This window comes from Saccharopolyspora sp. NPDC050389, assembly GCF_040655595.1.
Lineage (GTDB): Bacteria > Actinomycetota > Actinomycetes > Mycobacteriales > Pseudonocardiaceae > Saccharopolyspora.
In genome coordinates this window covers 63,715-75,973 of sequence record NZ_JBFAKG010000049.1, presented here as the reverse complement: position 1 = coordinate 75,973, position 12,259 = coordinate 63,715, and the positions used below count along the sequence as shown (strand labels likewise).

General features: G+C 70.7%; 11 protein-coding genes. 8 read left to right on the top strand and 3 right to left on the bottom strand.

What is annotated here, in order from left to right:
* The first annotated feature begins 285 nt into the window (after nt 1-285).
* From AB0I53_RS28810 to AB0I53_RS28790, 5 genes are read left to right on the top strand one after another with little or no spacing between them, the layout of a single operon-like run.
* Entirely contained in the window at nt 286-1,071 is a 786-nt protein-coding gene (locus AB0I53_RS28810) for a 2,3-dihydro-2,3-dihydroxybenzoate dehydrogenase (protein WP_358609528.1), read from the top strand.
* A gap of 31 nt (nt 1,072-1,102) precedes the next feature.
* Nucleotides 1,103-2,347, top strand: coding sequence for an isochorismate synthase DhbC (dhbC, locus tag AB0I53_RS28805; RefSeq protein ID WP_358609525.1), 1,245 nt, complete (start codon nt 1,103-1,105; stop codon nt 2,345-2,347).
* Between the two features lie 9 nt (nt 2,348-2,356).
* Nucleotides 2,357-3,988 carry a (2,3-dihydroxybenzoyl)adenylate synthase gene (locus AB0I53_RS28800; protein ID WP_358609522.1) on the top strand — a complete coding sequence of 544 codons (1,632 nt, stop codon included), beginning with the start codon at nt 2,357-2,359 and terminating at the stop codon, nt 3,986-3,988.
* Nucleotides 3,989-4,028: 40 nt separating this feature from the next.
* Nucleotides 4,029-4,682, top strand: a complete 654-nt coding sequence (locus AB0I53_RS28795; protein WP_358609519.1) for an isochorismatase family protein — start codon at nt 4,029-4,031, stop codon at nt 4,680-4,682.
* Between the two features lie 24 nt (nt 4,683-4,706).
* Entirely contained in the window at nt 4,707-4,952 is a 246-nt protein-coding gene (locus AB0I53_RS28790; protein ID WP_358609517.1) for a phosphopantetheine-binding protein, read from the top strand.
* 309 nt (nt 4,953-5,261) lie between these two features.
* Here the strand turns inward: AB0I53_RS28790 and AB0I53_RS28785 are convergent, their stop codons facing one another.
* Both AB0I53_RS28785 and AB0I53_RS28780 read right to left on the bottom strand, forming a co-directional pair.
* Nucleotides 5,262-6,839 carry a beta-N-acetylhexosaminidase gene (locus AB0I53_RS28785; RefSeq protein ID WP_358609514.1) on the bottom strand — a complete coding sequence of 526 codons (1,578 nt, stop codon included), beginning with the start codon at nt 6,837-6,839 and terminating at the stop codon, nt 5,262-5,264.
* Between the two features lie 105 nt (nt 6,840-6,944).
* On the bottom strand, nt 6,945-7,802 hold the full coding sequence (locus AB0I53_RS28780) for an EamA family transporter (protein WP_358609511.1): 858 nt from the start codon (nt 7,800-7,802) through the stop codon (nt 6,945-6,947).
* A 74-nt stretch (nt 7,803-7,876) separates the two neighbouring features.
* Between AB0I53_RS28780 and AB0I53_RS28775 the strand changes: the two genes are divergently transcribed.
* A complete protein-coding gene (locus tag AB0I53_RS28775; RefSeq protein ID WP_358609508.1) occupies nt 7,877-8,782 on the top strand; it encodes a LysR family transcriptional regulator in 906 nt (301 codons plus the stop codon).
* Nucleotides 8,783-8,792: 10 nt separating this feature from the next.
* Here AB0I53_RS28775 and AB0I53_RS28770 read toward each other — a convergent pair whose 3' ends face one another.
* Complete coding sequence (locus tag AB0I53_RS28770) at nt 8,793-10,673, bottom strand: propionyl-CoA synthetase (RefSeq protein ID WP_358609505.1); 1,881 nt, start codon at nt 10,671-10,673, stop codon at nt 8,793-8,795.
* Nucleotides 10,674-11,003: 330 nt separating this feature from the next.
* Between AB0I53_RS28770 and AB0I53_RS28765 the strand changes: the two genes are divergently transcribed.
* Together AB0I53_RS28765 and AB0I53_RS28760 are read left to right on the top strand one after the other, a co-directional pair.
* Nucleotides 11,004-11,261: a hypothetical protein gene (locus tag AB0I53_RS28765; protein WP_358609503.1), complete on the top strand. Its 258-nt coding sequence runs from the start codon at nt 11,004-11,006 to the stop codon at nt 11,259-11,261.
* Between the two features lie 170 nt (nt 11,262-11,431).
* Nucleotides 11,432-12,145, top strand: coding sequence for a CDP-alcohol phosphatidyltransferase family protein (locus AB0I53_RS28760; RefSeq protein ID WP_358609500.1), 714 nt, complete (start codon nt 11,432-11,434; stop codon nt 12,143-12,145).
* The last annotated feature ends 114 nt before the right edge of the window (nt 12,146-12,259 follow it).

Here is a 12,259-nt window from a genome sequence, read left to right as displayed (position 1 = left end):
CGCGAGAAGACCTCTGAGAACCCGCGGCGGTGCCGGTTGCGTAGGTGGGCTAAGCGGCTGCGCCGCTTCAAAGACAAAACGCCCGCGTTACCACACCCGCATGTCACCACATCCAAAACAGCCACTAGAGCACCCGGGTTAGGGGTCCGGCGCATTCGTGGCGCGGCAGATTGCGCTCGGTGATCAATGCCACCTCGATGGAGGGAAGATCCAGCCACGTCCGTGTTCTAAACTCAGGCTCGCCTGACAAAGGTTAGGCTTGCCTGAGTTAGACAGAAGGGCGCGATGAACCGGACGGGGATCGGCGGCAAGGTCGCCATCGTGACAGGCGCGGGCCAGGGCATCGGGGCGGCGGTGACCACCGCGCTCGCCGAGCTCGGCGCCACGGTCGCGGCCGTGGACCGAAACGGAGAGCAGGCCGAAGCCGTGGCCGCCGAGCTGACCGGCCGGGGCCACGAGGTCCACGCCTACCGCGCTGACGTCGCGGACGCCGCCGCCGTCAACGATGTCGTGGAGCGCGTCGAGCGCACGCACGGCCCCGTCGACGTCCTCGCCAATGTCGCGGGCGTCCTGCAGGTCGGCACCGTGCAGGAGCTCACCGACGAGGACTGGCACCGCACCTTCGCGGTCAACACCACCGGCGTGTTCAACCTGTCCCGCGCGGTGTCCAAGCACATGATCGACCGGCGGCGCGGCGCCATCGTCACGGTCAGCTCGAACGCCGCCGGCGTGCCTCGGCACGGGATGTCCGCTTACGCCGCTTCCAAGGCCGCGGCGACGCTGTTCACCAAGTCGCTCGGGCTGGAACTCGCCGAGTTCGGGATCCGGTGCAACGTCGTCGCGCCCGGGTCGACCGACACCGAGATGCAGCGCGGGATGTGGGCCGACGAGCGCGGCGCCGAACGCGTCATCGCCGGCTCCCCGGAGGCGTTCAAGGCGGGTATCCCGCTGCGCAAGCTCGCCACCCCCGAAGACATCGCCGACGCAGTCGTCTTCCTGGCCTCCGACCAGGCCGGGCACATCACGATGCACGACCTGTACGTCGACGGCGGCGCGACCCTGCGCGCCTGACCACGCCCGCCGCAAACCCCGGAAGGTTGCCATGACCACGATGGACAGCGAAACCGACAGCATCGGCCTCGTCGCGGACGACGAGGCGACCCGGTTGCTGGCGGCTTACGAGGCGGGTTCGTCGTTCCTCTTCTCCGCGCCGCACGGCGTGCTTTTAGCCCGCGGCGTGTCCGCGATCGTTCCCAAGACGCAGTGCGCGCGCGAGGAACTGCCCCGACGGGTGTCGGATTTCCTCAACAGCGCAACGGAATTCGGTCGCCGCAACCCGATGGTGGTGGGCGCCGTGCCGTTCGGCGAGAGCCTGCCCGCGCACCTGGTGCTGCCCGACGAGGTGGTTCGCGCCGCCCCGTTGAACGTCGTGGTGCCGCAGCCGCCGCGCAGCGGCGCGCCGGACTGCTCCGTCCGCCCGGTGCCCGCGCCCGCCGAGTACGAGCGCGGCGTCAGCCGGGTGCTGAAGCGGCTGGCCGACGACGAGCTGAGCAAGGTGGTCCTCGCGCGTTCCCTGGAGCTGACCGCCGGTGAGTCGATCGACGTCCGCAGCGTGCTGCGCAACCTCGCGCTGGCCGACCCCGCGAGCTACACCTTCGCGGTGGACCTGCCGCGGCACGGCGAGGACGGCACCCGGGACAGCTTCGGCACGCCGCCGCCGCTGCGGCGCACCTTCCTCGGAGCCAGCCCGGAACTGCTGGTTTCCCGCCGCGGCATGCGGGTGCGGTCGAACCCGATGGCCGGTTCGCGGCCGCGCAGCACCGATCCGGTCGAGGACCGGCGCCGCGCCGCCGAACTGTCTACTTCGGACAAGGATCATCGCGAGCACGCCGCCGTCGTCGACGCGGTCGTGCAGGCGCTGCGCCCGTTCTGCCGCGACCTGCAGGTGCCCGCGCCGTCGGTGATCAGCACCGCCGCCATGTGGCACCTGGCCACCGAGATCACCGGCGAGCTCCGCGACCCGGCGACCTCTTCGCTGGAACTGGCCGACGCGCTGCACCCCACGCCCGCGGTGTGCGGCACCCCGCTGCAGCGCGCCCGCGAGGTCATCGCCGAAACCGAGCCGTTCGAGCGCGGCTACTACGCGGGCATGGTCGGCTGGTGCGACGCCGCCGGCGACGGCGAGTGGGTGGTCGCCATCCGCTGCGCCGACATCGAGGACGACTCGATGCGGTTGTACGCGGGCGCGGGCATCGTCGCGGGTTCCGACCCGGCCGACGAACTCGCCGAGACCTCCGCGAAGTTCCGCACCGCACTGTCCGCGATGGGCCTGGACCAGGTCGTCTGAGGGGAGAACATGACCGCATCGCTACCCGGCTGCCCCACCTGGCCGGAGGAGTTCGCGCAGCGCTACCGGGCCGCCGGCCACTGGCGCGGCTACACCTTCGGGCAGCTGCTGCGCGACCGCGCCGCCGAACACCCCGACCGCACCGCCGTCGTCGACGGCGACCGCCGCGTCTCCTACCGGGACCTCGACGTCCGCGCCGACCGCCTCGCGGCCGGGCTCCGCGAGCTCGGCATCGGCGCTGGCGACCGGGTCGTGGTGCAGTTGCCGAACATCGCCGAGTTCTTCGACGTGTGCTTCGCGCTGTTCCGGCTCGGCGCGATCCCGGTGTTCGCGCTGCCCTCGCACCGGCTGACCGAGGTCTCCTACTTCTGCGAGTTCAGCGAGGCCGCCGCCTACATCACGGTCGACGTCGAGGCCGGGTTCGACCACCGGAAGCTCGCTGCGGAGGTCGTCGCCAAACTCCCGGACCTGTGCGTGCTGATCGCGGGCGAGCCCGGCGAGTTCCGTGCGCTGTCCGATGTGGACGCCGAACCGGCGGAGCTCGCCGGCCCGCGGCCCGGCGACATAGCCTTCCTGCAGCTCTCCGGCGGCAGCACCGGCGTGCCGAAGCTGATCCCGCGCACCCACGACGACTACATCTACTCCTTCCGCGCCAGCAACGAGATCTGCGGCGTCACCGCCGACACGGTCTACCTCGGGGCGCTGCCGATCGCGCACAACTTCCCGATGAGCTCGCCCGGCACGTTCGGCGTGCTGCACGCCGGCGGCACCGTGGTGCTGGCCCGCCGGCCCAGCCCGGACGAGGTGTTCCCGCTGATCGAGCGGGAACGCGTCACGCTCATCGCGGCCGTGCCGCCGCTGGCACTGGTGTGGCTGGACGCCGCCGCGAACACCGAGCACGACCTGTCCAGCCTGGAAGTGCTGCAGGTGGGCGGGGCCAAGTGCAGCGAGGAGGTCGCGCGGCGGGTGCGGCCGGTGCTCGGCGCCACCCTGCAGCAGGTGTTCGGCATGGCCGAGGGCCTGGTCAACTACACCCGCCTCGACGACCCGGAAGACGTCATCCTCGGCACGCAGGGCCGCCCGATCTCGCCGGACGACGAGGTGCTCGTCGTCGACGATGAGGACAACCCGGTGGCACCAGGAGAAACCGGGCACCTGCTCACCCGCGGGCCCTACACCATCCGCGGCTACTACCGGGCCGAGGAGCACAACGCGCGGGCGTTCACCGCGGACGGCTTCTACCGCACCGGCGACGTCGTGCGGCTCACGCCGGCGGGCAACGTCGTCGTCGAAGGCCGCGCGAAGGACCAGATCAACCGCGGCGGCGAGAAGATCGCCGCGGAAGAGGTGGAGAACCACCTCCTGGCGCACCCGGCGGTGCACGACGCCGCAGTGGTGTCGATGCCCGACGACTACCTCGGCGAGCGCAGCTGCGCGTTCGTCGTGCCGCGCGGCACCCCGCCGAAGGCGCGGGAGCTGATCAAGTTCGTGCGCGAGCGCGGCCTGGCCGCGTACAAGGTGCCGGACCGGGTCGAGTTCGTCCAGGAGTTCCCGCAGACCGGGGTCGGCAAGGTCAGCAAGCGCGACCTGCGGGAGGCGATCTCCCGCGAGCTGGTCCCGGAACTGCGGCGCCGGACGTGACCTGCGCGTGCCCGCAAACCACGACAGACAGGGAGGACCGGTGGCACTTCCGGCCATCGCACCGTACCGCGTGCCGCAGCAGGACGAGCTGCCCGAGAACCGGGTGGCCTGGCGGCCCGAGCCGGATCGCGCGGTGCTGCTGATCCACGACATGGAGCGGCACTTCGTCAACGCCTATCCGCGCAACAGCGAACCGCTCAACGTGGTGGTGCCGAACATCCGCATGCTGCGCGAGCGCGCCCGCGCGGCGGGCGTGCCGGTGGTGTACTGCGCGCAGCCCGGCGGCCAGACGCCGGAACAGCGCGGGCTGCAGCTGGAGTGGTGGGGCGCAGGAGTCGCCGATCCGGCGCAGGAAGCGATCATCGACGAGCTGGCGCCCGGCGCCGGCGACGTGCAGCTGACCAAGTGGCGCTACAGCGCGTTCCAGCGCACCGAGCTCCGCGAGCTGCTGCGCGACTGGAACCGCGACCAGCTGATCATCACCGGCATCTACGCTCACATCGGCTGCCTGATGACGGCGGCGGAGGCGTTCCAGCAGGACGTCCAGGCGTTCCTGGCCGCCGACGCGGTCGCGGACTTCTCGCTGGCGGAGCACCGGATGGCGCTGGATTACGCCGCCAAGCGTTGCGCGGTGGTGGACACTTCGCGGGAGCTGGCGCGGTCGCTGGTGCTGCGCGAGTCCGAAGTGGCCTGACGAATTTTCGGGGAGAACGTGGGAATGTCGCAGAAGTTGACGCTGGAAGACGTGCGGGCGCAGGTCGCCGAGCTGCTGTACGAGGACCCGGCGGAGCTGACCGACGAGGAGAACCTCATCGACTGGGGCCTGGACTCGGTGCGGATCATGACGCTGGTGGAGAAGTGGCGGCGCCTCGGTGTCCAGATCACCTTCGCCGACCTCGCCGAACGCCCGACCCTGGCGGAGTGGTGGGCGGTCCTGGAACCCAAGCTCCCGGCAGGGGAGTGACGAACGAGGGACGCCTTCCGGTGGTAGGCGTCCCTCATTCGTTCGAACGATCAGAGGCTGTTCTGGAACAGTTGCAGTCGGGTGTGGAAGAGCGGGCTTTGTCCTTTGAAGCGGCGCAGCCGCTTAGCCCACCTACGCAACTCGCACCGCTGCGGGTTCTCAGACAGCGCCCACCCCGCCGGGGTTCTTGGCGAGGACAGCCCCGATGCCGCGTATTGGTCATACGTAAGTCGGGGCTCCCACAGTCCAGACGGCGTCTGAGGTTCCGCCACCCGCACCGCTACGCAAAACGAGTTTGGAAACAGCCTTTCAGTCCTGCCAGGGGACTTGGGGTGAGCGGTAGTAGTCGATGCCGGATGCCGTCATGCGCGGGCCGTGGGTGGCCAGCCGCTGGCGGAAGGACTCCCAGTCCTGGGCGGACTTGGGGGACCAGCCGAGCTCGGCGATGGCCGGCAGCCGCGGGAAGGCCATGAACTCGATGTGGTCGGAGTTCTCCAGGGTTTCCGACCACAGCGGAGCCTCCACGCCGAGGATCGACTCCTCCGGCACGCCCTTCAGGTAGCTGCCCGGATCCCAGCCGTAGGCGTCGGCGACCTCGATGTAGCCGGCCCAGTGCAGGCCCAGCTCGGTGTTCTCGTCGTACTTGTGGTCCAAGTAGGACTTGTTCGCCGGGGAGGCCAGGATCTTGTTGCCCCGGGCGACCGCATCGTTGAGCAGTGGATCGGCGTCGGTGGTGCCCCAGTACTGCAGCACCGCGTCGCCCTCGGGCGCGCCCTTGCCGTACTCGTGCCAGCCCAGCGCGGTCTTGCCGTACTTGGCGGGCAGCGGGATCACCCGCTCGAAGAACTGCTTGTAGTCCTCGTCGGTGGTCGAATGCGCCTCGTCGCCGCCGATGTGCAGGTACGGCCCTGGAGTGATCGCCGCGACCTCGCGGATGACGTCCTCGACGAACCGGTACGTGATGTCCTTGTCGACGCAGAACGAGCTGAAGCCCACCTCGATGCCGGTGTACAGCGGCGGCGCGACGCCGTCGCAGTTGAGCTCGGCGTAGGAGGACAGCGCGGCGTTGGTGTGCCCGGGCATGTCGATCTCGGGCACGACGGTGATGTGCCGGGACGCCGCGTACTCGACGATCTCCGCGTAGTCCTCCTGCGTGTAGTAGCCGCCCGGGCCGCCGCCGACCTCGGTGCTGCCGCCGTGCTCGGTCAGCCGCGGCCAGCTGTTGATCTGGATCCGCCAGCCCTGGTCGTCGGTCAGGTGCAGGTGCAGCCAGTTGATCTTGTAGCGGGCGATCTGGTCGATGTAGAGCTTGACCTGGTCCACGGTGAAGAAGTGCCGCGCGACGTCGAGCATCGTGGCCCGGTGCTCGAACCTCGGCTTGTCGACGATCTCGCCGCCGGGCACGGCCCACGGCCCGGGCTGCTCGGTCGGGCTCTCGATCGCGGCGGGCAGCAGCTGGCGGAGCGTCTGCACGCCGTTGAACAGGCCTTCGGGGCTGCTCGCGTGGAGGCCGATGTTGTCGTCGGCCACCTGTAGGCGGTACCCGGCCGGGCCGAGCTCGGGGGATCCGTCCAGCGCCAGCGAAATCCCGCCGGAGCCCTGGTTGACCGGAACCGGGAAACCGGTGGCCGGGCGCAGGATTCCGGCCAGGTACTCGCCGACCTCGGCGGTGTCGCCGGCGGCCTCGATCGAGGTCTGCTCGGTGAGTTCGAAGGTGGCGCCGGGGTCCGGCTGCACCGACTCGGGTACGGGGATGATGTTTTCCATCGCGGGATTCTCCACGGCTGGTGCGCCGCCGGCGGGAGCTACGAGCCCACCGGCGAGCAGCGCACCCGCCACGACGGCGAGCGCTGCTTTGCGCACCGTCGGTAGGGGCGGTCTGGTCATGTGTCTCGCTCCATGATCGGGGAACGGCCCCATAAAGGTATAGACCAAATTTGGAACCGGCAGCCTCCAACTGGGCGTATCGGGCATGCCGAACGGTCACCCGCCTCAACGAGCCCGGGTGAGCACCGCTCCGATCGACGCCGCGGTGACGCAACCGAGCGCGATGACCTGGGTCGGAGTCAGCAGCTCGGCCAGCAGCAGCAGGCCCGCCGCGGCGCCGGCCGCGGGCTCCAGGCTTTGCAGCACGCCGACGACCCTGGGCGGAATCCGGCGCAGCGCGGCCAGTTCCAGCGAATAGGGCACGACCGCCGACAGCACGGCGACGCCCAGCCCGGCCAGCAGAACAGCAGGGGAGAGCAACGCCGTCCCGGACTCGACGATGCCGAACGGCAGCGCGATGACGGCGGCGCACGCGACGGCCAGCGCCAGCGGCGAGCCGTCGCTGCTGAGCCCGCCGACGCGGTGGCTCAGCAGGAGGTAGCTGCCCATGCCGGCTGCCGACACGAGGGCGAGACCGACGCCGATGGCCGGTAGCGGCGCGCCGATCGGGCCGCAGAACAGGAAAACGCCCAGCGCCGCCAGCGCGGCCCACAGCACGTCGCGCGGCCGTCGGGAGCCCAGGAGCGCCACGGAGAGCGGGCCGAGCAGCTGAAGCGTGCTGGCGGCTCCCACCGGGAGGTGCGGCAGCGCGAGGTAGATGACGTTCATCGTCGCGATCGCCGCGCCGAACGCGACGATCAGTCCCCGCGAGCGCCAATCCGGCGGGATCCGCGGGCGCCACAGGACCAGCAGCACCGCGGCCGCCAGCGACAGTCGCAACGCCGCGACCCCGAGCGGCCCCGCAGCGGAGAACAGCTGCTTCCCGAAGGCCTGCCCGAACTGGACGCTGACCACAGCCCCCAGCACGAGCAGGAACGGCGGCACGCCGGTAGCGGAACGCTGCGGCGGGGTCGAAGTCTTCACGACTGAAGCCTGGGACGCACCGCCCGTTCAGGTCCATCTCGCATTTCTGCCGCGCACTGTGAAGAATCACCTACATGATCGACCTGCGCCGACTCCAGGTCCTCCGGGTGCTCCGCGAAGAAGGCACGGTGACCGCGACCGCGCGGGCGCTCTACCTGACGCCCTCGGCCGTCTCCCAGCAACTCCGGCTGCTCTCCCGGGAGATCGGTGCCGATCTGCTGCAGCCAGAAGGCCGTCGGGTCCGGCTCACGCCCGCCGCGCACATCGTGCTGGAGCACGCCGATGCGATCGCGGCCGAATGGGAGCGGACCCGCGCCGACCTGGCCGCGCACTCCGGCGGCGCGGTCGGACAGGTCCGGGTGGGAGGCTTCGCGACCAGCTTCGGCTCGCTGCTGGCGCCCGCCGCCGCCCGGATCCGCGACTCCCACCCGCGGCTGGAGGTGCGGCTGCGGGAGACGGACATCGACGACAGCCTGCGACTCCTGCTGGCCGAGCAGGCCGACATCGCGATCCTGCCCGTCCCCGGTACCCCGCCGCTGGACGATCCGCGATTCGACCAGCGGGTCCTGCTCGACGACCCGCAGGACCTGGTCGTGCCCGCGGCCCACGCGTTCGCCGAGCGCGACTCCGTGCGGTTGGCCGAGACCGCGCACGAGACCTGGATCGCGCCGCACCACGACCAGTTCCAGCTGATCGAGGTCGCGTGCGCGGCGGCCGGCTTCGCCCCGCGCGTGGCGCACGAGGCGGCCGAGTGGAACTCGGTGCTGACCCTGGTCTCGCACGGGCTCGGCATCTGCCTGCTGCCCAGGCTCGCCACCATCTCGCCGGACCACCACGTGGTGCGAATTCCGTTGCGGGACAAGCCCGCCCCGTCGCGCAGCGTCCTCACCTGCGTGCGCCGGGGCAGCCGTGCGCAACCCGCGATCGCCGCCGTCCTCCAAGCGCTGGAGGAGGTCGCGCGGAGCCGGCAGGGCGGGTGAGGCGCCGCGCCTACTCCTCGCCGCGCAGCGAGGAGCGCAGCTTGTCCAGCACCGCCGGGTCCTCGATGGTGGAAGGCACCCTGGTGTCGCCGGTGTCGGCGATCTCGCGCATCGACTTCCGCAGGATCTTCCCGGAACGGGTCTTGGGCAGCCCGTCCACCACCGAGACGTCCCGGAACGCCGCCACCGGCCCGATCTGCGCCCGCACCGCCGCGACCAGCTCGTCCCGCAGCGTCTCCTCGGTGATGTCCACACCGGACTTCAGCACCACGAACCCGCGCGGCACCTGGCCCTTGAGCGAGTCGCGCACGCCGATCACCGCGCACTCGGCGACCGCCGGGTGCGCCGCGAGCACCGCCTCCATCGACCCGGTCGACAACCGGTGCCCTGCGACGTTGATCACGTCGTCGGTGCGGCCCATCACGAACACGTAGCCGTCGGCGTCGACGTAGCCGTTGTCACCGGTGAGGTAGTAGCCGGGATAGCGCGACAGGTACGACTCGCGGAACCGCTCGTCGTCGCCCCAAAGCGTCGGCAGCGTGCCCGGCGGCAGCGGCAGCTTCAGGCAGATCGCGCCGTCGGTCTCCGGCGGCAGCGGGTTCCCGGCCTGGTCCAGGACCGTCACGTCGTAGCCGGGCACCGGCACGGTCGGCGAACCCGGCTTGACCGGCATCGGCTCCAGCCCGCGCAGGTTCGCGCAGATCGGCCAGCCCGTCTCGGTCTGCCACCAGTGGTCGATCACCGGCACGCCGAGCTGCTTCGACGCCCAGTGGTAGGTCTCCGGGTCCAGCCGCTCGCCGGCCAGGAACAGCGCCTGCAGGCTCGTGATGTCGTGGTCGGCCAGCAGCTCGGCGTTCGGGTCCACCCGCTTGATCGCCCGGAACGCGGTCGGCGCGGTGAACAACGCCTTGACCCGGTGCTCGGCGATGACCCGCCAGAACGCGCCCGCGTCCGGCGTGCCCACCGGCTTGCCCTCGTAGACCACAGTGGTCGCCCCGGTCAGCAGTGGCGCGTAGACGATGTAGGAGTGGCCGACCACCCAGCCGACGTCCGAGGCGGTCCAGAAGACGTCGCCCGGCCCGATGTCGTAGATGTTGGCCATCGACCAGCGCAGCGCGACCGCGTGTCCGCCGTTGTCGCGCACCACGCCCTTCGGGCGCCCGGTGGTGCCCGAGGTGTAGAGGACGTACAGCGGATCGGTGGCCTTCACCGGCACGCAGCCCGCCGGTTCGGCCTGCGCCAGCGCGTCGTGCCAGTCGACGTCGCGCGGCCCGAGCTCGGCGCGGGCCTGCTCGCGCTGGAACACGATCACCCGCTTCGGCTGGTGCTCGGCCGCCCGCAGCGCTTCGTCGACGATCGGCTTGTACTCGACGATCCGGTTCGGCTCCAGGCCGCACGACGCGGCGACGATCACCGTCGGCCGGGCGTCGTCGATGCGCGCCGCCAGCTCCTTCGGCGCGAAGCCGCCGAAGACCACCGAATGCACCGCGCCGATGCGCGCGCAGGCCAGCATCGCGACGACGGCCTCGGAGATCATCGGCATGTAGATCACGACGCGATCGCCCGGCTCGGCGCCCTGCGCCCGCAGCGCCCCGGCGAACAGCGCGACCCGGTCCAGCAGCTCCTGGTACGTCCAGCGGCGCACCTCGCCGGTCATCGCCGAATCCCAGATCAGCGCTGGCTGCTCGCCGCGCCCGTCGCGCACGTGCCGGTCCAGCGCGTTGAAGCAGGTGTTGAGCTCCCCGTCGGGGAACCACCGGAAGAACGGGTCCGCGGTGGCGTCCAAGGCCCGAGTAGGTGCCTGCTCCCACTCGATCGCGGCCGCCGCGTCGAGCCAGAAGCCCTCCGGATCGGCCGAACTCCGCCGGTAGGCCTCGGCATAGGCACCCATGACCACGTTCCTCCCGCATCCTCCGCGACGTCGCCTGTCGTCCTACCGCACAACTCGGCGTAGCGCCAGGGCCACCGGTAGCGATGCGCGAAACGCTTTTGTCACAACCGAAACACGGCCGATCGGACGAACGGCGGCCCGGACTTCGGCCGCGCTGAGCACCGCTCGGATACCCGGATGCAATTCGGCGACACAACGTGTCCGTTTGGCGCTGAGCGGGTGGATCGGCGCGACACAGCGTGCTCGGCCGAACACAATCAAGCCGAAGTCGATGATCGGGCTAACACCACGGCACATCTCGCCGACAACCGAATCGGAGGTGCTACAACGATGAGCACGGAACCGGCCCTGCCTTCACAGGTATCCGCCGCCCAGACCGCCGCTGCCACCCGGGTCGAACCCGTCCGCAGCCCTTCGGCCACCGAACTGCCCACCGCGCCGTGCAGCGTGGTGTGGAGCGGCGGCCATTCCTACGTCCTTGAAGGCTCCACCGGGGCCCGTTGGGCGGGCGTCGACGACCGCGGCCGGGCCCGGTTCCTCACCGATGCGGACCTCCTCCGTCGCGGCTGGAGCCGTACGCAGGCGTAGCCGCACCCGGTGGCCGACGGCTCCCGCCACGCGGAGCAGCCCGATCGACCGGCTTCGCGGGAGCCTGGCCGCCAAGTGTGTTGTGCGAGGAATGTGAGACCCTGATCTGGTCGGGATGCACGAGGTGCGTCCGAAGCGGGGCAGGACGCACAACCATTCAGGGGAGGCTCGTGGTGCAGGATGCTGAGCGCACCACGGAGAACACCACGAGCGGGGATCGCGGGATGAATCCCGGTCCGGCGGGCCAGGAGCCCGCGGCGGGGAGACCCGATCCCGGCATCGCCCGGATACGGGAGGCCGCCGCCGGCGTGTGGGCCGATCCATGGTGGACACTGCCGAACCTGCTCAGCGTGATCCGGCTGGCCGGCGTGGCTGTCTTCCTCTGGCTGCTGCTGGGCCCGAAGGCCGATCTGCTCGCCCTGCTGGTGCTGGTGATCAGCGGCATCACCGACTGGCTCGACGGCAAGCTCGCCCGCTGGCTCAACCAGTACAGCCGCATCGGCGAGCTCCTCGATCCCGCCGCCGACCGCCTCTACATAGTCGCGACCCTGGTGGCGTTCGTGCTGCGCGACGTGGTGCCCTGGTGGGTCGCCGCCGCGCTGGTCATCCGCGACGTGGTGCTGACGCTCTGCCTGCCGGTGCTGCGTTGGCACGGCTACGAACCGCCCGACGTGCACTACCTCGGCAAGGCCGCGACGTTCTGCCTGATGTACGCGTTCCCGCTGTTGCTGCTGGTGCAGGAGGACTTCCCGTTCTCCGACGTGGTGCGCCCGATCGCCTACGCCTTCACCTGCTGGGGCGGTGCGCTCTACCTGTGGGCCGGCGTCCTCTACCTCGGCCAGGTGGTGGCGGCGGTCCACCAGGACCGCGCCAGACCGGCCTGAGAGCCGTCCAGACGTCCCGAAGGGCGCCTCTTGCCAAAGTCGGTTGGCGGGAGGCGCCCTTTCGCGTCGCGCCGGCTGGAGGGTCGCCTTGCGGCCTGTGCCGCGTGGTGAATA